The sequence below is a fragment of the Oryzobacter faecalis genome, from assembly GCF_046764005.1.
In the GTDB taxonomy this organism is placed as follows: Bacteria; Actinomycetota; Actinomycetes; order Actinomycetales; family Dermatophilaceae; genus Oryzobacter; species Oryzobacter faecalis.
The window spans coordinates 583,281-604,471 of record NZ_JBKOFW010000001.1 but is presented as its reverse complement, the minus strand read 5'-3'; the positions used below and the strand labels follow the sequence as shown (position 1 = coordinate 604,471).

16 protein-coding genes and 1 pseudogene are annotated in these 21,191 nt (G+C 73.7%); 11 read left to right on the top strand and 6 right to left on the bottom strand.

Features of this window, described 5'->3' with window-relative positions:
• Window positions 1-20: 20 nt before the first annotated feature.
• A complete protein-coding gene (locus ACK8HX_RS02825; RefSeq protein ID WP_411939123.1) occupies window positions 21-398 on the bottom strand; it encodes a hypothetical protein in 378 nt (125 codons plus the stop codon).
• A 112-nt stretch (window positions 399-510) separates the two neighbouring features.
• On the opposite strand from ACK8HX_RS02825, the pseudogene ACK8HX_RS02820 reads away from it, so the two are divergent.
• The 4 genes and pseudogenes from ACK8HX_RS02820 to ACK8HX_RS02805 form a co-directional block, all read left to right on the top strand.
• Window positions 511-666, top strand: a pseudogene (locus ACK8HX_RS02820) (response regulator transcription factor); the annotation flags it as partial.
• A 50-nt stretch (window positions 667-716) separates the two neighbouring features.
• A complete protein-coding gene (locus ACK8HX_RS02815) occupies window positions 717-1,574 on the top strand; it encodes a sensor histidine kinase (protein WP_411939122.1) in 858 nt (285 codons plus the stop codon).
• A gap of 131 nt (window positions 1,575-1,705) precedes the next feature.
• Window positions 1,706-2,635 (top strand): universal stress protein, encoded by a 930-nt coding sequence (locus tag ACK8HX_RS02810; protein ID WP_411939121.1) that lies wholly within the window; start codon window positions 1,706-1,708, stop codon window positions 2,633-2,635.
• Between the two features lie 89 nt (window positions 2,636-2,724).
• The gene (locus tag ACK8HX_RS02805; RefSeq protein ID WP_411939120.1) at window positions 2,725-4,590 is read left to right on the top strand and encodes a phosphoenolpyruvate carboxykinase (GTP); all 1,866 of its coding nucleotides are present in this window, start codon (window positions 2,725-2,727) and stop codon (window positions 4,588-4,590) included.
• Between the two features lie 64 nt (window positions 4,591-4,654).
• Here ACK8HX_RS02805 and ACK8HX_RS02800 read toward each other — a convergent pair whose 3' ends face one another.
• The gene (locus tag ACK8HX_RS02800) at window positions 4,655-5,422 is read right to left on the bottom strand and encodes a helix-turn-helix transcriptional regulator (protein WP_411939119.1); all 768 of its coding nucleotides are present in this window, start codon (window positions 5,420-5,422) and stop codon (window positions 4,655-4,657) included.
• Window positions 5,423-5,505: 83 nt separating this feature from the next.
• On the opposite strand from ACK8HX_RS02800, the gene ACK8HX_RS02795 reads away from it, so the two are divergent.
• Window positions 5,506-6,738, top strand: a complete 1,233-nt coding sequence (locus tag ACK8HX_RS02795; RefSeq protein WP_411939118.1) for an APC family permease — start codon at window positions 5,506-5,508, stop codon at window positions 6,736-6,738.
• Between the two features lie 697 nt (window positions 6,739-7,435).
• Here the strand turns inward: ACK8HX_RS02795 and ACK8HX_RS02790 are convergent.
• Complete coding sequence (locus tag ACK8HX_RS02790; RefSeq protein WP_411939117.1) at window positions 7,436-8,125, bottom strand: hypothetical protein; 690 nt, start codon at window positions 8,123-8,125, stop codon at window positions 7,436-7,438.
• 246 nt (window positions 8,126-8,371) lie between these two features.
• Between ACK8HX_RS02790 and ACK8HX_RS02785 the strand changes: the two genes are divergently transcribed.
• The 4 genes from ACK8HX_RS02785 (at window position 8,372) to ACK8HX_RS02770 (ending at window position 16,071) form a co-directional block, all read left to right on the top strand.
• A complete protein-coding gene (locus tag ACK8HX_RS02785) occupies window positions 8,372-13,738 on the top strand; it encodes a CARDB domain-containing protein (RefSeq protein ID WP_411939116.1) in 5,367 nt (1,788 codons plus the stop codon).
• Window positions 13,739-13,824: 86 nt separating this feature from the next.
• The gene (locus ACK8HX_RS02780) at window positions 13,825-14,949 is read left to right on the top strand and encodes an SGNH/GDSL hydrolase family protein (RefSeq protein WP_411939115.1); all 1,125 of its coding nucleotides are present in this window, start codon (window positions 13,825-13,827) and stop codon (window positions 14,947-14,949) included.
• Between the two features lie 32 nt (window positions 14,950-14,981).
• Complete coding sequence (locus ACK8HX_RS02775) at window positions 14,982-15,380, top strand: hypothetical protein (RefSeq protein ID WP_411939114.1); 399 nt, start codon at window positions 14,982-14,984, stop codon at window positions 15,378-15,380.
• A 64-nt stretch (window positions 15,381-15,444) separates the two neighbouring features.
• Window positions 15,445-16,071, top strand: a complete 627-nt coding sequence (locus ACK8HX_RS02770; RefSeq protein WP_411939113.1) for a class II aldolase/adducin family protein — start codon at window positions 15,445-15,447, stop codon at window positions 16,069-16,071.
• 31 nt (window positions 16,072-16,102) lie between these two features.
• On the opposite strand, the gene ACK8HX_RS02765 is transcribed toward ACK8HX_RS02770, so the two are convergent.
• Genes ACK8HX_RS02765 through mtnA form a run of 3 tightly spaced genes read right to left on the bottom strand, consistent with a single transcriptional unit; the run spans window position 16,103 to window position 18,663 of the window.
• On the bottom strand, window positions 16,103-16,876 hold the full coding sequence (locus ACK8HX_RS02765; RefSeq protein WP_411939112.1) for a hypothetical protein: 774 nt from the start codon (window positions 16,874-16,876) through the stop codon (window positions 16,103-16,105).
• Window positions 16,873-17,523 carry a SatD family protein gene (locus ACK8HX_RS02760; protein WP_411939111.1) on the bottom strand — a complete coding sequence of 217 codons (651 nt, stop codon included), beginning with the start codon at window positions 17,521-17,523 and terminating at the stop codon, window positions 16,873-16,875. Before ACK8HX_RS02760 ends, ACK8HX_RS02765 begins: the two co-directional genes overlap by 4 nt.
• 42 nt (window positions 17,524-17,565) lie before the next feature.
• A complete protein-coding gene (gene mtnA / locus ACK8HX_RS02755; RefSeq protein WP_411939110.1) occupies window positions 17,566-18,663 on the bottom strand; it encodes an S-methyl-5-thioribose-1-phosphate isomerase in 1,098 nt (365 codons plus the stop codon).
• Between the two features lie 60 nt (window positions 18,664-18,723).
• Here mtnA and ACK8HX_RS02750 point away from each other — a divergent pair, with 60 nt between their 5' ends.
• Window positions 18,724-20,136 (top strand): metallophosphoesterase, encoded by a 1,413-nt coding sequence (locus ACK8HX_RS02750; protein ID WP_411939109.1) that lies wholly within the window; start codon window positions 18,724-18,726, stop codon window positions 20,134-20,136.
• 175 nt (window positions 20,137-20,311) lie between these two features.
• Entirely contained in the window at window positions 20,312-21,172 is an 861-nt protein-coding gene (locus ACK8HX_RS02745; protein WP_411939108.1) for a universal stress protein, read from the top strand.
• Window positions 21,173-21,191 lie beyond the last annotated feature (19 nt).

Here is a 21,191-nt window from a genome sequence, read left to right as displayed (position 1 = left end):
GGCGCGGCCCCCGGGGCCGCTCAGATGCGGTCGAGGGCGAGCGAGGCGAGCCCGACGAGCCAGAGGCAGACGTTGAGGACGAGGAAGCCGCCGCCGAGCGCCGTCGCGACGATCGCCGCGAGCCTGGCGTCGGGGTCGTCCGTGCGTCCGGCGGCCCGCCATGCCATGGCGAGCGGCGCGAGGACGAGCACCGCGACGACGGCGAGGACGACCGCGCCCTTCGCGGGGGTGGCGATCCCGCCCTCTGGGACACCGAGGGCCGACGCGACGCCCTCCCCGACCACCATGCTGAGGAAGACCCCCAGCCCGGTGGCGACGGCCCAGGCGCGAGCGGCCCGGGTCTGCTCGGGAGCGGGCGCGCCCTGCTGGGGGACGAACTGTGCGGGAAGCCGTGCCATGACCCACCTCCTCGGGTGGAGCGGCCCTCCGGCCGCGCTTCCATCCTCCCGCCGCGCAGCGGCCCTGCGGTGCCGATGACTCGCATCTCACACGACTCCCCGCGCGACGTGCTTGCGGACCCCGCAGGAGGTCCGCATCCTCGGCCACGTCGGCGAGGGCCTGACGAACCGGCAGATCGCCGAGCGGATGGGGCTGGCCGAGAAGACGGTGAAGAACTACGTCTCGGCACTGCTCCACAAGCTGGGTCTCGAGCGCCGCACCCAGGCAGCCGTCCTCGCGACCCGGGCGTCGAGGGTCGCCGGCTCGAACCGCCGCCCGTGGCGCGCACCGCCGCCGAGGGCGACGCCCGGACGGTCGGTGCCCTCACCCTCTTCCCGGGTGCGGACGTCCCCGCCGACGGCGGTCCGGCGCTCGTCCTGCCCCTCCTCGGGGACCGCGACTCGGTCGTCGTGGCCCTGCGGCCTCCGGGCGCCCCGCCGTTCAGCGGGCCCGAGCTCGAGATGGGGTCGACCTTCGCCCGGCAGGTCTCCATGGCCCTCGAGCTGGCGCGGGCGCGCGAGGACCAGCAGCGGGTGGCCCTCCTCGAGGACCGCACGCGCATCGCCCGGGACCTGCACGACCACGTCATCCAGCAGATGTTCGCCGCGGGCCTGGCCGTGCAGGGAGACGCCTCTACCCTCGGCGACGAGGGGAGGGCAGCGGCCCTGGCCGGCGTCGTCGACACGCTCGACGACGCGGTGCGCCAGGTCCGCGACTCGATCTTCCGGCTCAGGGTCACCCCGCGCGAGCAGGCCGGGCTGCGGGCCCGCGTCGCCGGGGTCGCCGACGAGCTCCGGGACGCCCTGGGCTACGAGCCCCGCGTCACGTTCTCCGGCCCCGTCGACGCGGCGGTCGGGGACGGGCTGGCGGAGGACGTCGTCGCCGTCGTGCGCGAAGGGCTCGCGAACGTGGCCCGGCACGCCGCGTCGGGCAGCGCCCTCGTGCGCGTCGAGGTCGACGGCGCCCGTGTGGTCGTCGAGGTGGTCGACGACGGTCGCGGCCCTTCGGCGACGGGGCGGTCCAGCGGTCTGGCCAACCTGGCGGAACGGGCTGTGCGACAGGGCGGTTCCGCGGTACTCGACGCAGGTCCGGAGGGTCGCGGGAGCGTGCTGCGCTGGTCCGCACCGCTGCGCTGACCCCGTCACGCGACGGCACGCGAGCTCCATGACGAGCAGGGTCCAAAGACCCTGTCGGAGGACGCCGGCCCGCCGCAGCCTTGGGGTGCAACCGACGGACGGGCCGTCGGGCCTGGACGAAGGACCCCGTGATGAGCAGGACCACCATCCCCCACTCCGCCCCTGCGGCCCATGCCGGCCTCGACACCGCGCCGATCGTCGTCGGCGTCGACGGCGGCCCGGAGAGCACCGCCGCCCTCGACTGGGCCGCCGGCGAGGCGCGCCTCCTCGGCCGCCCGCTGCACCTCGTGCACGTCCACGCCCTCGAGGTGACGTGGCCCGAGGTCGACGTCGCCCCCGCCGCGCCGCCCGCCGCCGAGGACGCCGTGCTCGGTCAGGCCCTCGCCCGGGTCACCTCACGGTTCGGCGAGGAGGGCACCGTCGCACGGAGCGTGGGCGGCAACGCCGCCGAGCACCTCGTCCTCGCGTCCGCGTCGGCCACCGAGGTCGTCGTCGGCGCACCCCACCTCGGCCTCGTCGGCCGAGCCCTCGTCGGCTCGACCGCGATCCGCGTCGCGGCCGCGGCGCACTGCCCGGTCGTCGTCGTCCGCGACGGGCTCCCGGCCACCGGGGCGGGAACCTCGGTCGTCGTCGGCTGCGACGGCTCGCCCACGGACGCCGCGGCGCTCCGGGTGGCCTTCGCCCGCGCCGAGCGCCTCGGCCTGCCCCTCGCGGTCGTCCACGCCTGGCACCTCGACTACGTCGCCCCCGCGCTCCTCGTCCCCGACGTCGAGCTCGACCGGCGGCTCACCGGTGAGCGGGCCAGGCTCCTCACCGAGGAGGTCGTCGCCCGCTGGGCCGCCGACCACCCGGGCGTCGAGGTGCAGCAGCAGGTGGTCCACGGCGACCCCGTCCATGTCCTCGCCAACGCCTCGATCGGTGCGGAGTCCGTCGTCGTCGGCAGCCACGGGCACACCGTCCTCGGCGGCCTGCTCCTCGGCTCGGTCAGCCAGGGCCTGCTGCGGCGGGCTGCCTGCCCCGTCGTCGTCGTCCGTCCCGACGCCGCCGGGGCCCCGGCATGACGCCCACGGCCTCCCCCGGCACCCACCACCCCCTCCCCAGCCACCACGACCACGACCACGACCACGACCACGAACCGAAGGGCCCCGCCATGACCACCACGACCGCGACACCGACGACCACGACACCGACGACCACGACCGTCGCCACCGAGGCCGGGCCGGGCACCACCCATCCCGGGCTGGCCGCGTGGGTCCGCGAGACCGCCGCCCTGACCCGTCCCGACGCCGTCGTCTGGTGCGACGGCTCCGCGCAGGAGTGGACCCGCCTCACGGACGCCCTCGTCCCGAGCGGCACCTTCGTCCGGCTCGACGAGCGGAAGCGGCCGAACTCCTTCCGCGCCGTGTCGGACCCGGACGACGTCGCGCGCGTCGAGGACCGCACCTTCATCTGCTCCGAGGTGCCGGAGGACGCCGGCTTCACCAACCACTGGGTGGCGCCGGAGGAGATGAAGGCGACGATGCGTGACCTGTACGCGGGCTCCATGCGCGGACGGACGATGTACGTCATCCCGTTCGTCATGGGCCACCTCGACGCGACGACACCGAAGTTCGGCGTCGAGATCACCGACTCCCCCTACGTCGTCGTCTCGATGCACGTCATGGCGAGGGTCGGCGCCGAGGTGCTGCACGCCCTCGAGTCCTCGGGAGCCCCGTTCGTGCGCTGCCTGCACTCGGTGGGGATGCCGCTCGTCGACGGCGCCCCTGACGTGCCGTGGCCGTGCTCGGGCACGAAGTACATCTCGCACTTCCCCGAGACCCGCGAGATCTGGTCGTACGGGTCCGGCTACGGCGGCAACGCCCTGCTCGGGAAGAAGTGCTACGCCCTGCGGATCGCGTCGGTCATGGCGCGCGACGAGGGCTGGCTCGCCGAGCACATGCTCATCCTCAAGCTCACCTCGCCGCAGGGCCGGGTGCACCACGTCCTCGGGGCCTTCCCCAGCCAGTGCGGCAAGACCAACCTCGCGATGATCGAGCCGGTCCTGCCGGGGTGGCGGGCCGAGCTCATCGGCGACGACATCGCCTGGCTGCGGCCGGGCCCCGACGGGCGCCTCTACGCGGTCAACCCCGAGTACGGCCTGTTCGGTGTCGCGCCCGGGACCGGGGAGCGCACGAACCCGACGGCGATGCGCACCCTCGAGCGGGGCAACACCATCTTCACCAACGTCGCCCTCACCGACGACGGTGACGTGTGGTGGGAGGGAATGACCGACACCCCGCCCGCCCACCTCGTCGACTGGCGCGGCCGGGACTGGACGCCCGAGAGCGGACGACCCTCGAGCCACCCCAACAGCCGTTTCTGCACCCCCGTCGCCCAGTGCCCCTCCATCGCAGCGGAGTACGAGCTGCCCGACGGCGTCCCGGTCGACGCGATCCTGTTCGGAGGGCGCCGGCCGACGACCCTCCCGCTCGTCGTGGAGGCCCGCGGATGGACCCACGGCGTGTTCATGGGCGCGACGCTCTCGTCGGAGACGACCGCGGCCGCGACCGGTGCCGTCGGGGTCGTCCGCCGCGACCCGATGGCGATGCTCCCCTTCATCGGCTACAACGCCGGCGACTACCTCCAGCACTGGCTCGACATCCGCTGGAGCCTCGACGAGGCGCACCTGCCCCGGATCTACCAGGTCAACTGGTTCCGCAAGGACGAGGACGGCACCGACCTCTGGCCGGGGTTCGGCGACAACATCCGGGTCCTCAAGTGGGTCGTGGAGCGGCTGGAGGGCACGGCCGACGCCGTCGACACCCTCGTGGGCCGCGTTCCCGCCCCGGGTGCGCTCGACCTCACCGGGCTCGACCGCACCCCGGAGCAGGTCGCCGCGGCCACCAGGGTCGACACGGCGGAGTGGCGCCGCGAGCTGCTCGACATCGAGGACTGGTTCGCCCGCTTCGGTCGCGACCTGCCCCGCGAGCTCGCCGTCAAGCTCGACCTGCTCTGGACCCGCCTGCAGACGCCGTGAGGCCGTGAGGCGTGAGGCCGTCAGGCCGTCAGGTCCTCGCTTCGGCGCCCCGGGCCGCGCCCCGTCACCCCCGGGTGATGGTGGCGCGGCAGCCGTGCGGCGCGGCGAAGGGCACGACCGCGACCTGCGCCGCGCTCCCCCGGGCGGACAGGAAGCCCTCGACGAGGCCCTCGTGGACGGTGCACACGACATCGGGGCTCTCGCGGGCGGCGTCGAGGAGCGGGCAGGTCCGCAGGACGACACCGACGGGGTCGCCCTGCGCGTCCCCGGCCCCGTCCGACTCCTCGACCGCGGGCGAGAAGCCGAGCGACCCGAGGAGGTCGAGCACCTCCGAGAGCGCGTCGGCGTCGGGCACCTCCCCCCGGCCGGCACCGCCGGGCCCGTCGAGACCGCCGGCCCCGGCAACACCGCCGGTGGCGTCGTGGGTTTCCGCGAGACGGCGTCCCCACGCCTCGCCGACCCGGCGCGCCGCCGCGACGGGGTCGTCGGTGGAGGCGAGGAGGTGGTCGGACAGCGTGGCGACGAGGGCCACGTGCTCGGGAGAGGCCGACCGCCCCGCGAGGTGGGTCAGCCCGGACGACGAGAGCGAGTAGGCGACGGACGGCCGGCCCATCCGGCCCCGGTTCTGCGCGCCGCGGACGTAGCCGTCGCGGTGGAGGGCATCCAGGTGCTGGCGGGTGGTGTTCTCGTGGCCGCCCAGCACGCGGGTCAGCTCGGACGTCGTCACCGGCTCGTGCCGCCCGATGGCCCGCAGCACCCGGAGGCGCGCCTGGGGAAGCGGCTCCGCCGGTGGGTGCGCCCGCAGCGGTCCGGGACGTCGTGGCTCGGTCACAAGGGGCAACAGTACGAAACGACACCGTGACCTGCCAGCCCTTCGCCGCGGGTCCGGCCGAACGGCCCCGTAGCGTGGGGCCGGTGAGCCGGCCGACCCTCGCGCGACGCCTCGACCTCGGCGACGCAGTCGTCATCGGGCTCGGGTCGATGCTCGGCGCAGGCGTGTTCGTCGCGTTCGGTCCCGCGATCCGGGCGGCCGGCCCCCTCGTCCTCGTCTCCCTGCTGCTCGCCGCCGCGGTCGCGAGCGCCAACGCGACGTCCTCGGCACGGCTCGCCGCGCGCCACCCGGAGTCGGGCGGCACCTACGTGTACGGGCGCGAACGGCTCGGCCCCTTCTGGGGTCACCTCGCGGGCTGGGGGTTCGTCGTCGGCAAGACCGCCAGCTGCGCGGCGATGGCGCTCACCGTGGGCGCCCACCTCTGGCCGGACCGGGCCCACCTCGTCGCCAGTGCGGTCGTCGTGCTCGTCACCGGCATCGGTGCCGCCGGTGTGCAGCGCAGCGCGGCGGTCACGCGGGTCGTCGTCGTGCTCGTCCTCGTGGTCCTCCTCGGTGCCGTCGTCGTCCTCCAGGTCGGCGTCCGGCGGGGGACGGAGGTGCAGCCGGTCCTCGCCCCGACCCCCGGAGGCGTCCTCCAGGGGGCCGGGTTCCTCTTCTTCGCCTTCGCCGGCTACGCCCGCGTGGCGACCCTCGGTGAGGAGGTCGTCGACCCGGCCCGCACGATCCCCCGCGCGGTCGCGCTCTCGCTCGGCGCCACCCTCGTGGTCTACGTCGCGATCGCGGTGTCGCTCACGGGGTTCGACCAGGACGCCGCCGCCCGCTCCGACGCGCCCCTGGCCGACGCCGTCGCCGCGGCAGGGGTGCCGTGGCTCGGCACGGTCGTCCGGGCGACGGCCGTCCTCGCCGCCGGCGGAGCCCTGCTCGCGCTCACCCTCGGTGTCTCGAGGACGACCCTCGCCATGGCCCGCGACGGACACCTTCCGCGCGCGCTCGCCACCGTCCACCCCCGCACCCGGGTGCCGTACCGCGCCGAGCTCGCGGTGGGTGCCGTCGTGCTCGTCGTCGTCCTCGTCGCCGATGTCCGCGACGCGATCGGGTTCTCCTCGCTCGCGGTCCTCGTCTACTACGCGATCGCCAACGCCGCCGCCCTCACGCTCGACGGCAGCCGGGTGCTGCGCCTCGTCGCGCTCGCCGGGCTCGTCGGCTGCCTCGTCGTCGCGCTCAGCCTGCCGACCGCGTCGGTCCTCGCCGGGCTCGCCGTGCTCACCGTGGGCGCCGGGACCTACCTCGTACGAACCAGGCTGCGGCAGAGCTGATCCCGCCACTCAGGTGGGCCCGCGGTCATCGTCAGCAGGTCGGCTGACGGACACGGAACACGTTGGCGCCCGCGGGCGGTCGCTGCGAGGGTGTCGGCATGAGCCCGACACGCGAGGTGGTCGTCCTCGTCGAGGGGCGCAGCGACCTCGCCGCCCTCGCCGTCCTCCTCGACCGCTCCGGCCTGGCCCCCGGGGTCCGCGTCGTCCCCATGGGCGGCGCCACCAACATCCGGGCCGAGCTCGCCCGCGCGGTCGCCGCCGACCCTGCGCCGCGGGTCCTCGGGCTGTGCGACGAGGGGGAGGTCGGCTACCTGGTCCGCGCCCTCGCGGATGCCGGCGCCCCGGTCACCTCGTCGGCGGGACTTGCTGCCGTCGGCTTCCACACGTGCCGCCGCGACCTCGAGGACGAGCTGGTCCGCGCCCTCGGCCCGACGGCCGTCGTCGACCTCCTCGACGGGCTCGGCCTCGGCCCGTCGTTCGAGCGGTTCCGCGCCCAGCCGGCCTGGCGCGGACGCGACCTCGCGGACAGCCTCGTCCGGTTCGCCGGGGCCGGCTCCGGTCGCAAGGAGATGCTGGCCCGGGCGGTGGCGGGCGCCCTGCCGCTGGACGGGTTGCCCGCTCCCCTCGTCGGCCTGCTCGCGGACGTCGAGGTGGCCCGGACCGACGGGTCCGGGCCACCGGTGGGGACGGTCGGGGGTCAGAAGCCGCCGAAGTCGCCCCCACCGCCGAAGTCGCCGCCGCCACCACCCCAGTCGCCGCCACCGCCGCCCCAGTCGCCACCGGCCCAGCCGGCGTCGGACCCTCCGACGTCACCCCCGACGTCGCTCCCCGGGTCGCCGCCGTCACCGCCGGTCTCGGGCCCCTCGGGGCCCACGTCGCCGCCGGTGTCGCCGGCCTCCTCGGCCTCCGGACTCTGGTCGTAACCGTCGAAGAGGGCGTTGGCGATCGCCGAGCCGACGACGACGCCGGCGATGGTGCCCATCATCGAGCCCATGACCGCGCCGCCCATGCCCATCCCGCCGCCGAACGAGCCGCGCGAGAACGTGTTCTGGAGCGTCCCCGGGCTGCGCATCTCGGCGCGCGTCGCGGCGCGGGCGAGGTCGGCCGGCTCACTCGAGGTGCCGGCCTCCTGCGGTGCCGCCGTGGCGAGCTCGCGCAGCAGCTGTTCGCGCTGCTCCGGGGTCAGCTTCTCGAAGGCCTCGCGGTGGATCGCCTCGAGCTGCTCGGGCGGTGCGGTGCGCAGGAGGTAGCGGTAGCGGGCCACCGCGCGCTCGTCCTCGGACGCACCGGGCCCCGCCGCGGATGACGTCCCCGCCCCCGGCCTGCCGGTCGGGGTGCCCTGCTGGTGCTGCGGCGGTCGGCCCAACAGCCGGTCGAGAAATCCCATGGGTGCTCCCCTGTGTCGCGACCCCTCGGTGGGAGGCCGTCACCTTCTCCAACGGTGCCACGCGGGCCGGTGGTTCCGGCCCGTGCGGACCGCCGGATGATGCCCGATACCACCCCCGTCAATGGCCCGGAATGACCATGGGGGGACCACCCGATGGAGTCATTGCCGTGGGGATGCCCACAGGAGTTCCATGGGTCCTCGTACGCGTGCGCCAGGGGTGACGCACGCAGACGAAGGGTTTGCGCCATGCGTGCAGTGACGGGTCGCCAGGTCATCGGGTCGAGCGCTCCTCGACGGGTTCGATGGGTCGGGGCGGTGACCGCCGTCGTCCTCGCACTGCTCGGCACTCCCTTCCTCGTTCCGGCCGCGGTGGCGGACCCGGCGAGTCCCCTCACCGTCACCAACGCCGCGTCCCCGAGCCCGGTCGCGTCCGGTGCCGAGATCACCTACACGATCACCATCGTCAACACGGGCGGGGCGAAGGTCACGAACGCCGTCCTCACCGACCAGCTGAACGGGGTCGGCACGCTCCAGTCGCCCCCTGCCACACCGCAGTACGCCCTCACGTCCACCCAGGGCACGTGTACGCAGTCGGGCCAGCTCGTCACCTGCAACGGCGGGACGATCAACGGCGGGGCCAGCTGGACCGTGACCATCCGCGGCGTCGTCACGGCGCCGAGCGGGACGACCCTCAACAACACCGCCACGGTCACCGGCACGAAGTCGGCGCAGAACTTCACGACGAACGGGAGCGTGCAGACGCTCGTCCAGGGCGGCTCGGGCTCGCTCCTGCCCGACCTCACGCTCAACAAGACCGGTCCCTCGACGGTGGTCGCCGACGCGGCGTTCGACTACGTCCTCACCGTGAACAACATCGGCACCGCCCTCGCCAACGACATCGTGGTGCGCGACACGCTGCCCGCCGACGTGACGCTCCAGGCGAGCCCGTTCGAGGTGACGAGCCTGTTCACGTGCTCGTCGAACGCACCGACCAACCCGATCACCGTGACCTGCACCGGAGGACGCGTCAACGCCGGTCAGAACGGCAGCATCCGCCTGCACGTCGTCGCGCCCGCGACCGGTCCGCTGACCAACACCGCGGTCGTCGACCCCGAGAACACCATCGCCGAGGGCAACGAGCTCAACAACAGCTCAGCCGTCGTCAACACCTCCGTGACCTCGACCCCGGCCCCCAACGGGCTCTCGATCGTCAAGACCGACGACCCCGCGGTCATCGCCGGCGCCGGGCCCGACCCCGTCTCCCCAGGACAGGCCCTCACCTACAAGGTACGGGTCACGAACACCGCGACGACCCGCGCCGACGACGTCGTCGTCGTCGACGGCACGCAGGGGCTCGAGGCCGCGAGCATCGTCGCGACCCAGGTGGTCGTCAACGGCCAGGTCGGGACCGGCAACGGATGCGTGGTGGCCGCCCCCGAGGTGCGCTGTCGCATCAAGAGCCTCAACGCGGGTGGCACCCTCACCGTGACGGTGACCGGCACCGTCGTCGCCCCCTCCGGCACCGTTCTCGTCAACACCGCCACGGCCACGGCCAACATCCGCAACACCGGCGTCCGCGTCACCGCCACCGAGCGCACCACCGTCAAGCCGCAGTTCGACCTCACGCTGACCAAGGCCGGCCAGCCCGACCCGGTCTGTGCACGCTCCTGGCCCTCGGGTACCCCGGACGTGTGCGTCGGCGGCCTGCTGTACACCTTCGTCGTCGGCAACAGCGGCATCGCGGACGCCACCGGCGTCGTCGTCCGCGACGTCCTGCCCGCGGGCGTCGTCTTCGACAGCCTCGTGCCCGGCAGCGCGTTCACCTGCGACCCCGTGACCCCCGGCAACGTGCTCACCTGTCGCGCCGACATCTCGGCCGAGTCGACCGAGACCTTCTCGATCATCGTCGTGCCGCCCCCGGCGACCGGCCCCCTCACCAACGCCGTGGTCGTCGACCCCTCGAACGCCGTCTTCGAGTCCGACGAGACGAACAACGACGCCACGACGACGGTCCAGGTGTCGACCGGTATCGACCTCACGGTCTTCAAGCAGGACGAGGCGGGCGACACTCCCATCGACCCGCCCGGCACCCTCATCCCGGACTACCCGTCGCCGTCGGAGGGGTTCGACCCGATCGCGACCAACGGCACGCAGACCTACACGGTCCGCGTCGACAACCTCGGCACCCAGGACGCCGCGAACGTGCGCGTGGAGGACACCCTCCCTGCCGGCACCCGCTTCCTGTCCGCGACGAGCACCGAGGGCTTCACGTGCAGCCACGACGGCGCCGCGCTCGGCGGCAAGGTCACCTGCGTCGGTGGCTCCCTCAAGGGCACCGCCCGTGAGTTCTACCCGCTGTTCCCCGGGGGGCCGCAGGGAAACCAGTTCGCGACGATCGTCATCAAGGTCTTCGCGACGGGCTTCGTCCAGCCGGTCATGCACAACGAGGTCCGCGTCGACCCCCTCGGCGCCATCGCCGAGGCTGACGAGGACAACAACGTCGCGGTCCAGGACACGGTCGTCGCCACCGGCGGCGCGGGCTCCGGCGCGTTCAACCAGCTGACGGTCCAGAAGGCCCAGACCAGCCCGCCCGCGGGCAGCGCGGTCGCGACCAACGGCATCCTGCGCTACACGATCACCGCGGGCAACGACGGCAGCGACCCGGTGAGCAACGTCGTGCTCCAGGACTTCCTGCCCTCCGGATCGCGGTTCGTCTCCGCGTTCGACACCGACGCGGGGCCCGGGACGACGGACGCCTTCTTCTGCACGCACGACGGCGCGGCGACGGGTGGCGTCGTCACGTGCACCGGCGGCGACTTCTCGGGCACCGTGAACACCATCCCCGACACCGGGGCTCCCCCGCCGGCCACGATCCCCCTGACCCGCCAGGTGCAGGTCACGGTCTTCGCGCCGAACACCCCGGGGTCCTACCAGAACACCGTGAAGATCGACCCGAACGACGTCGTGCCCGAGGGCAACGAGTTCGACAACACCGCCCAGGTCACCACCTCGGTGCGCACCGCCGGTGACGGGGGCCAGAACTCCTTCCACCAGCTGCGGATCGACAAGACCGCCACGGCGAGCGTCTCGACGAGCAGCGTCATCACCTACACGCTCGAGGTCCGCAACGCGGGCACGAACCCGGCCTTCGGCGTCAGCGTCCGCGACGTGCTGCCCGCCGGCACGGTGTTCATCTCGGCCACCGACGACGCCCCCGGCAGCAACCAGTTCACCTGCTCGCAGGCCGGCGGAACCGTCACCTGCACCGGGGCGACCCTGAGCGGCACCGACGTCTCGGCCTCCGGGGCACCGCAGGTCCGCACGATCACCATCCGGGCGTTCGCGCCGACCCAGCCGGGCACCATCACGAACACCGCGTTCGTGGACCCGGACAACACGATCCCCGAGGGCGACGAGACCGACAACCACGACAGCGCGAACACCACCGTGACCGTCGGGGCCGGCTACATCGACCTCCAGGTGACCAAGTGCGACCAGGCCGTCACCGACGGCTGCACCACGGACGTCAACACCTACCCGAGCGGCTCGACCATCGCCTACCGGCTCGAGGTCCGCAACGCGGGGACCGACCCGGCCTTCCAGGTCGTCGTGCGCGACGCCCTGCCCGCCGGCCTGGAGTTCATCTCCGCTCAGGACGTCCTCGGCGGCGACGGCGCGTTCCTCTGCGGCGAGAGCGGCGGGGTCGTGACGTGCACCGGCGGCACCCTCGACGGTTCGTCGGACCTCATCCCGCCGCTGCCGACGACGCGGACCGTCGAGATCATCGTCCGCGCCCCCCAGGTGCAGTCGCAGAGCTACACCAACCAGGCCGCGGTCGACCCGTCCAACGCCATCCCGGAGTCGAACGAGACGAACAACACCAGCCGCGACACGCTGACCGTCACCTCGCCGTACAACCTCACGATCGAGAAGGACGGCCCGACGAACGCGCAGCAGAACAGCACGCAGGACTACGTCCTCACCGTGACCAACGCGCTGGCGGCCGTCGACGACGTCGTCGTCGTCGACTACCTGCCGGTCGGGCTCTTCCCGCTCGGTGTCGAGGCGGACGGCAACTTCGCCTGCACGACGACCGAGAACCCGGTCAACCTCGTGCGCTGCGTCGGCGACATGGCCGCCGGGGCGACGGCGACCATCACGGTCCACGTGTTCGTCACCCAGGACGGTGGCACGCTCGACAACGAGGCCTGCGTCGACCCCGACGACGACATCGTCGAGACGAACGAGGCCGACAACTGCAGGACGAAGTCGACGGCGGTCACGACGCTGCGGCCGAACATCTCGGTCCTGAAGTCGGCGAGCACCGGGTCGGTGAGCATCGGCGCCACGCTGACCTACACGCTCAACGTGACGAACACCGGCGACGCCCCGTCCGCGGCCTTCGACGTCACCGACGACCTGCCGGGCGAGGTGTCGATCGTCGGGAACCCGACGGCCACCGACGGGCTGGCGACCTGCTCGCACGACGGGTCGGCCACGGGCGGCCTCGTCACGTGCTCGCTGGCGAACGGCCTGCTGCCCGGGCAGTCGACGCAGGTCACCATCACGACGAGCGTCAACGACTCGGCGACGACGGCGTTCACGAACACCGCCGAGGCCAACGGCGGCGGGGCGGTGGGCGAGAGCACCACCGAGGAGCCGTGCGCGTCCAACCCGGCGGGTTGCGGGCCCGAGCTCACGGTCACGAACAACACCGACTCGGTGACGACGAGCGTCGGCGGCGCGTCCATCGACCTCGCGGTCGGTGACATCACCGACGTGCCGGACCCGGTGGCCGAGGGCAACGAGGTCACGTACACGACCGTCGTCGTCAACGGCGGGACGCAGGACGCGAGAGCCGCCGACGGCAACGAGGTCGTCGTCCGGGTCGACCTGCCGACGACGGGGATGACGCTGAACTCGGTGCTCGCGTCGCAGGGTCTCGCCTGCGCCGTCTCCAACGGAGGCGCCCTCGCGACGTGCACCGGTGACCTCCTCGCGGGTCAGTCGACGACGATCACGGTCGAGATGACGGTCGGTGCCGCGGCACCGAACCGGCTGACGGTCACGGTCACCGCCGACGCGCTCGACCTCATCACCGAGACGGACGAGACGAACAACACCCAGACCGAGGTGACCACGGTGACGCACACCCAGTGCCAGTCGTGCATCGACCTCCAGGTGGGCCAGGTCATCGCGGCGCCCAACCCGGTGGCCAACGGCGGCGACGTCACGTACAAGTTCACGGTGACGAACATCGGCGACCTGCCGGCCGTCCCGGTGGCCCCCGACCAGCTCGTCGTCAGCGTCGACCTCGACACCGCCTTCAACGAGCTCGACCTCGTGAGCGTCGAGGCAACCGGCGGCTTCACCTGCGCCGCGAACCCCGACTGGCCGCTCGACCAGACCCTCCCCGAGGTGCTGTGCACCGGACCGGTCGGCGGGCTCCTCCCCGGGGCCGGCACGACGGTGACCCTCGTCGGCACGGCCGACACGGCGGTCGAACCCTCGTTCGTCGCGTTCGACGTCGTCGCCGACCCGGGTGACGTGTTCCCGGAGCCGGTCGAGGCGAACAACACCGGCGGCCTCATCGTCGACGTGGTCGCGCCGTGAGCCCCGGGACCCTTCGCGGGGGCCGCGCGGCCGGGGGCCGGGGGCCCGGTGCCGCGACGGCGGCGACCCGGAGGAGGAGGACGGCCGTGCGCCTCCTCCTCGCGGCCGCGCTCGCCTCCGTCCTCGCGGGCGCCGGCCTCGTCGCGGACGGGCCCGCCGCGACCGAGCACGCCGAGGCGGCGGCCGGGTGCCGCAGCTACGTCGCGTCGGGCGACGACGTCGTGGCCGGGAGGGAGCTCGACGACAACGGCAAGAGGTTCCCCGAGCAGCTCGTCGAGGACCACCTGAAGACCCCCGGGTGGTGCCTGTTCAACCAGGGGAAGAACGGGGTGACGACAGCGACCTACATCAGCAGCGGTCCCATGTCGTCGGCCTACACCATGCGCCCCGACCTCCACACCATCACGCTCGGCGAGCAGAACAAGCCGGCCGTCGACCTCATCGACTCGTGCCTCACCAAGGTCAAGGACCACGACTTCGCCGGCGGAACGGCCTGTGCGACAGCGGTGGTCGCCAACGCGTCGCTGTGGTCGGGGATGAAGGGCAACTACACGACGATCCTCAACACCGACAAGATCATGGCGGCGCAGCGCCCCGGGCTGGTCGTCGCCGTCACCGGCTACGCCAACCCGTACCCGCGGGCGGAGGACGTCGCCGACGAGATCGTCCAGCTGTGCGTCCCGCTCATCGACACCATCGCGACCTGCACGGCGCGCTGGGCCCAGCTGCCCGCGGCGCTCCTCGCCATCGACCAGGCCTTCGACAAGCTCAACACGACGATCAAGGACTCGCTCGTCCCGTTCCAGTCGGGGCCCAACGGATGGCGGTACGTGTTCGTCGACGTCGACCCGAAGTTCGAGGACCACTGCATGACGATGAAGGTGCAGATCAAGACCAAGGTGACGCACCCGGAGCTGAGCGGGCAGGTGCACCAGCACGACTCGCCGACGGTGGACTTCGGCTGCAGCGAGGAGTGGTGGGTCGAGGGCTCGACCGGTCGGGCGCTGCCGAGCTATCTCATCCCGGCGTCGCCCGGCGTCCTCACCGAGTGGAGCCAGACCACCGAGGGCATGGGCGTCATGCCGAACGCCGACGGCCACCAGTGCATCGCCGACGCGATCTGGGAGGCCGACACGATCGAGCCCGGCACGACGCCGCTGAAGTGGAAGCTCGGCTACGGCGAGCTCTCGACGACGGACTACTGCCAGTGACGCCGCGGCGCCCGGGCGGGGAGGAGAAGACCATGCGCAAGGTCCTGGTGGTGCTGGGCGCGGTGCTCGCGCTCCTCGTGGGGGCCGTGCCGGCGGCTGCGGGACCGGCCGGCGGCAGCACGACCCTGCTCGGGCCGGCCGTCGGCGGGCAGGAGGTCGAGGTCGGCGTCGCCATCACCGGGGTGTACCCCGTCGTCGCCTACGAGTTCGTCCTCGAGAACCGCTGCTGGTTCGGGGGGCGGTTCAGCGGCCCCGTCGACTCCGTCGAGCGCTACCCGCTGCTCGGGCCGTGGTTCGACGCGTCCGGCGGCTCGTACAGCGAGGAGACCGTCAGCCTCACCGACGTCCCCTCGGGCGCGGTGTGCAAGGTCGCGGTCTCCCGCGGCAGCTCCCCGGTCAAGGGCACGACGACGCCGTACGCCGTCGGGTGAGACCGTCACGAGTGCCGGCCGGTCGGACCCTGCCGCGACGCCGGCATCCGCGACAATCGGGCGCGTGACGACGCGCGCGCAGCTCATCGAGGAACTCATCGACACCGGCCGACAGCTCGTCGAGCGCGGCCTGGTCCAGGCGAGCGGGGGCAACCTGTCGGCCCGTCTCGACGACGGCGACCGTTTCGTCGTCACCGCCTCGGGCACCTGGCTGGGCCGCCTGGGCCCCGACGACTTCTGCGACCTCACCGCGGACGGCGAGCAGGTCGGCGGGTCACGGCGCCCGTCGGTGGAGTGGAAGCTGCACCAGCGCACCTACGCGGTGCGCGACGACGTCCGGGCGGTGGTGCACCTGCACCCCCAGCACGTGCTGCTCGTCGACATGCTCGGCGCACCGATCCGCTTCACGACGCTCGACCACCAGTTCTACGTCGGGTCGGTGGGGTGGGTCCCCTTCCACCCTGCCGGGTCCCAGGCCCTCGCCGACGCAGCCGCCGAGGCGGCCCGCGACCACGACGCCGTCGTCCTCGCGCACCACGGCTGCTCGGCCCTCGGGGACAGCGTGCCGATGGCGCTGCGCCGCGCGTTCAACCTCGAGGAGGCCGCGACGATGACCTACCGGCTCCTCCTCCTGGGGAACACGACCTCGGACTTCCCGCGCGAGTGGCTCGGCCGCATCATCGAGATCTGAGCGGTCCGGCCGTGGGGCCGCAGCGCTGCGCTCAGCGGGTGAGGGCGAGCGAGACGAGCGCGACGAGCCAGGAGACGAACGAGCCGACGAGGAAGTACTCGGTGACGTGGTCGATGCCGACCCCGTCGACGCCGCTGCCGTCCTTGCGGGTGGCCTGCAGCTCGGGGAAGCGGATGAGGCCCTTGGCGCCGATGACCAACCCGGCCGCCGTGAGCTGGCCGGCGAGGCCGAGACCGAGGATGAGGACGCGCTCCATCGGGCCGAGCAGGCGCCCGCCGCGCAGCTGGTCGGAGGGCTGGGGGTCATCGGACGTCGCGAGGTCGCCTCGGAGGCCGGGACGCATGGCGCCGACGGCGACGAGGACGAGCCGCACGAGGACGTTGGCCGTGGAGAGGTTGACGAGGACGAGCCCGACGACGAGGAGGACCCGGCCGGGGTCGGCGCCGGGGCCGAGGAGGGGCAGGTCGGCCCAGCCGAGCCAGCGCCCGACGGGGCCGCCGGCCGGCGAGGCCCACCCGGACAGCGCGAGGAGCCACAGCACGCCACCGCCGAGGGACGCGAGGGCGCCGACGTGACCGGTACCCGTGGCGACCGCCTGCGCCGACAGCCGCTGCCACAGGCCGAGCGCGAGGAGGGAGGCGAGCAGGACGACGAGGTCGACCGGGGCGGTGAGCCCGGTGAGCAGCGCGAGCCCGAGCACCGTGACGGCCCCCGCCGGAAGCGACCAGCGCAGCGACCCCCCGGTGCCGGCGCGGACGAGGTCGGCCAGGCCCAGAGCGACGAGCCAGACCGCCAGCCAGCTCACGGCAGCGCCCGGAGCAGCTCGTGCGCGGCGAGGACGGCGCCGATGCCGTCGGCGCGCACGCGCTGGGAGACCGCCGAGGCGCTGATGCCCTCGAGGGTCGCGAGCTCGCTCTGGGTGGTGTGGGGGTCCATGAGTCCTCTCAGGAGTCGCAGTGACCGGTCGGACAACGAGCCAACCAGATGGTCCCGACACAGCAGGGCCGCGTTGACGGCGGCGACCGTCGGGTCGTCGTCGGCGGCGCGGACGGCGGTGCGGGTGGTCCGGGTCGCGGCCGAGCCGGCGGACTGCGCGGCGGCCTCGATGGCCTCTCGGGCGGCCCACCAGCCGGGACCGTCCTCGATGCCGCGCCGGGCGTCGAGGGTCGTCACCGCGCCGCGGCCGAGGCCGAAGCGGGTGTCGACGCCCGGGAGCAGCTCGAGGTGCACCCGCAGCGCGGCCTCGATCGCGCCGCCGAGCGTGGCGTAGGCGCCCTGGAACTCGTCGCCCACCGTGACCCGCAGCTCACCGAGCGACGGCACGACCGCGTTGACGTCGACGAGCGCCTTCTCGACGGCACGGTGCAGGGCCCGCCGGTTCGCGGCTCCCCGCGAGTCGACGACGTCGCCGATGAGGACCACCCGTGAAGCCTGGCTCTTCATCTGTCCCATGTGAAGATCATACCTTCATTTCAGGCAGATGAAGCCACGGACTTATTTCAGGCCGATCGCCGTGCGGTCGCGCGAGTGGTGACCCGGGTCGGCCGAGCGGTCGGCGAAGGCGGTGAGGTCGGTGCCGGCCTTGGGCTCGGCCACCCCTCGCTCGGTCGCCACCGCACCGACGAGGCGCGCCGGGGTGACGTCGAAGGCGGGGTTGAAGCCCCGGGTGCCCTCGGGGGCGAGCCGGGTGCCCCCGAGGGCCGTGACCTCCTCCCCCGACCGCTCCTCGATCTCGATCCCCGACCCGTCGGCCATCGCCAGGTCGACCGTCGACCACGGTGCCGCGACCATGAACGGGATCCCCGCGTCGGCGCACGCGAGCGCGACCCCGAGCGTGCCGATCTTGTTCGCCGCGTCCCCGTTCGCCGCGATCCGGTCGGCGCCGACGACGGCGAGGTCGACCAGGCCGCGCAGGATCGTCGAGGCCGCGGCCCCGTCGGCCTGCACGACGTGTGCGATGCCGTCGGACGCGAGCTCGAACGCCGTGAGGCGGGACCCCTGCAGGAGCGGGCGGGTCTCGTCCACGTACACGAGCTCGAGCCGGTCGCGAGCGTGGAGCTCGCGGACGACCCCGAGCGCCGTGCCCCACGCGGACGTCGCGAGCGCGCCGGTGTTGCAGTGCGTCAGGACGCGCAGCCGCGGGCGGTCGATGCGGGCGAGGAGCCAGTCGGCGCCCAACCGCGACAGCTCACGGTTGGCGGCCTCGTCCTCGCGGGCGACCGTCCGGGCGGCCTCGAGCACGGCGTCGCGCCCCTCGGCCATGAGCGGACGCACCCGGTCCACGCCCCACGCGAGGTTCACCGCCGTCGGACGGGCGTGGCGCACCCGGTCCACGGCCTGCTCGACCTGCGCCGCCGACCACGCCTCCCGCTCGCCCTCGTCCATCGCGAGGACCACGCCCATCGCCCCGGCCACCCCGAGGGCGGGTGCCCCCCGGACGGCGAGCTCGGCGATGGCGGTGACGAGGTCGTCGGTGTGCCGGATCTCGCGATGGGTCGTGGTGCCGGGGAGCAGCGTCTGGTCGAGGAGGCGGACCCCGCCGCGGCCGTCGTCCCCGACGGTGTCGTCCCACTCGATGGCGATGAGCGTCATGGCGCCAGCCTAGGCGGCCATCGGACCCGGGCCACGACCCGGCAGGGGCATGATCGGTCCATGCCCACGCCCGGCGTCCACCGCGAGCCCTTCGTCCACCTCGTGGACCTGACGCACGAGCGCGCCCTCATCGCCTGGGGCGCCTTCTTCTTCGAGCAGCAGCAGCCCGGCGGACGGTGGGAGATCGTCGACGACGAGCGCCTCCCCCGGGTCGCCGGCCGCCACACGTGCATCGGCGCCGGCGCGGAGCCGTGGGGACGCGCCGAGGTGCTGGTCCTCGGCGCCGACGGCGACCTCGTGGCCCGGGCGACGACCGAGGCATCCTCCTGGGCGTGGGTCGACGGGCTCGAACCGGACACCGAGTACCGGTACCGCGTCGTCGTCGACGGGGCCGACTGGGCCGACGGGGAGCTCTGGGACTGGGTCCCGTCCGGGCGTGGGGGCAACGACCTCGCTCCCTCCGGCCGCCGGTACGACCTGCGCTTCCGCACGTGGCCGCACCCGGAGGACCCGACGCCCCCGGTCCGGTTCGTGGCGATCGGCGACTACGGCGTCGGCATCCGCGCCGACGCGGAGTCCAGCCGCCGACAGCGACGGATCGCGGACGTCCTCGAGACGCTCGTGGCGCACGACGACGTGCGCTTCGTCGTCTCGCTCGGCGACAGCGTCTACCGCGGCGAGGAGGGCCGCGTCGACCAGGAGGGAGGCGGTGAGGACGACGACTGGTACTCCAGCTACTTCCAGCCCTACCGGCTCGCGCTCGCCCGCGTCCCCGTCCTCCCCGCGATCGGCAACCACGACAGCGCCGACACCGAGGGCAGCGACGACCGCGCCCAGGTGGAGGACAACCTGCACCTGCGCGAGCGCTTCCACCACGGCCTCGAGACCGCCTCCGTCGAACCCGGCCTGTTCTACCGCGTGCCGTACGGCCGCGACCTCGAGCTGGTCTGCCTCGACACCTCGGTCGACACCGAGGACCCGGACGTGCACCGGTGGTTCCAGCACCCTCGGCACCGTGAGTGGCTCGAGCGGACCTTCCGTGACGCCGCCGCCCGGTGGGTCATCCCCTTCGCGCACCACGCGCTCCTCACGGCCGGGCCCGACCACGGGAGCGACGAGGAGCTGCGGGCGGCGGTGCTGCCGCTCTTCGACCGCGCAGGGGTCCGCCTCGTGCTCGCGGCCCACGAGCACAACTTCCAGGTGAACCAGCTCGAGGGGCGCCTCCACGTCGTCTCCGGGGCGGGGGGACAGCTCGACGAGCGGGTCCCGGAGGGGTTCGAGGAGGCCGGCACCCTCGCGTGGGCCGCGCAGGCGCACCTTCTGCTCGTGGAGGTCGACGGGGACCGGGCCCGGGTCACTCCCGTGGCCGGGCTCCTCGACGGGCGGCCCCACGCGATGACGGCCCTGTCGCCGCACAACGAGATCCTCGAGCCGCCCTTCGTCGTGCACCTCGACGGCTCGCCGCCGCGCTGAGCCGGACCGGCGACCCGTCGTCCTCGGGCCGCCACGCGGATGCCCTTGCGCCGCAGGACCGGTCGTGCCACGGTCGAGGGGTGGGGCCTCCCGGCCCCACGACGACGGAGACGTCAACCGCCACACCGCCCTTGGCGTGCCCGCCGCCGCGACCCTCGCGATCGGAGGAACTCCCATGGCCGGATCTCGTGTCGTCGTCGGGGTCGACGGCTCGGCGCTCGGCGCCGCTGCCGTCTCGCACGCCGCGCGGGTCGCGAGCGCGCGAGGGCTCGACCTCGTCGTCCTCCACGCCTTCGCGGCCGACCTCCCGATCCTCGGGTTCGGCGGCGGGGCCGACCGGGCCGAGGTCGACCGCCTCGCGAAGCGCCTCCTCGACGACGGCGTCGCGAGGGCGCACGCCGTCGACCCCTCCCTCACGGTGACGACCCTCGTCCGCGACGGCTTCGCCAGCCAGGCCCTCGTCGACGCCTCGCGCACCGCCGCGCTCGTCGTCGTCGGCGCGATGGGTCACGGCGTCCTCAGCCGCGCGAGCGTCGGCGCGGTGGCGATGCAGGTCGTCACGCACGCCCGCTGCCCGGTGCTCGTCGTCGGCCACGAGTCGGCCCCGGCCGCGCAGGAGGGCGGGCGCGTCGTCGTCGGCGTCGACGGCTCCAAGCCCTCCCTCAAGGCCCTCGCGGCCGCGTTCGACGAGGCCGCGCTGCGCCGGGCGTCCCTCGAGATCGTCCACGTGTGGCAGCCACGCGGGGCCGCGGATCCCACCCTGTCCGCGGAGTCGAGCTGGTCGAAGTACGAGGCCGACCTCGAGGCCTCGGTCGAGCGAGCCCTGGCCTCGCGGCGCGCCGAGCGACCGGGGGTCAAGGTCGGCCTCGAGGTCGTGCGCGGCGAGCCGGGCAAGGCGCTCGTCGACCACAGCGAGGGCGCCGAGCTGCTCGTCGTCGGAAGTCGCGGCTCGGGCGGCTTCGAGGGCCTGCACGTCGGCTCGACGGCGCTGCAGCTCATGGGCCGCAGCCACGCCCCCATCCTCGTGGTGCGCTGAGCGGGGGTCGGCCTGGCGC

What these genes read in the sequence shown, in the direction of transcription:
- ACK8HX_RS02810 (WP_411939121.1), top strand. Translation starts at nt 1,706, where the DNA reads ATGAGCAGGACCACCATCCCCCACTCCGCCCCTGCGGCCCATGCCGGC.
- ACK8HX_RS02805 (WP_411939120.1), top strand. Translation starts at nt 2,725, where the DNA reads ATGACCACCACGACCGCGACACCGACGACCACGACACCGACGACCACG.
- ACK8HX_RS02745 (WP_411939108.1), top strand. Translation starts at nt 20,312, where the DNA reads ATGGCCGGATCTCGTGTCGTCGTCGGGGTCGACGGCTCGGCGCTCGGC.
- ACK8HX_RS02750 (WP_411939109.1), top strand. Translation starts at nt 18,724, where the DNA reads ATGCCCACGCCCGGCGTCCACCGCGAGCCCTTCGTCCACCTCGTGGAC.
- ACK8HX_RS02760 (WP_411939111.1), bottom strand. Translation starts at nt 17,523, where the DNA reads ATGGGACAGATGAAGAGCCAGGCTTCACGGGTGGTCCTCATCGGCGAC.
- ACK8HX_RS02790 (WP_411939117.1), bottom strand. Translation starts at nt 8,125, where the DNA reads ATGGGATTTCTCGACCGGCTGTTGGGCCGACCGCCGCAGCACCAGCAG.
- ACK8HX_RS02825 (WP_411939123.1), bottom strand. Translation starts at nt 398, where the DNA reads ATGGCACGGCTTCCCGCACAGTTCGTCCCCCAGCAGGGCGCGCCCGCT.
- ACK8HX_RS02775 (WP_411939114.1), top strand. Translation starts at nt 14,982, where the DNA reads ATGCGCAAGGTCCTGGTGGTGCTGGGCGCGGTGCTCGCGCTCCTCGTG.
- mtnA (WP_411939110.1), bottom strand. Translation starts at nt 18,663, where the DNA reads ATGACGCTCATCGCCATCGAGTGGGACGACACCGTCGGGGACGACGGC.
- ACK8HX_RS02785 (WP_411939116.1), top strand. Translation starts at nt 8,372, where the DNA reads ATGCGTGCAGTGACGGGTCGCCAGGTCATCGGGTCGAGCGCTCCTCGA.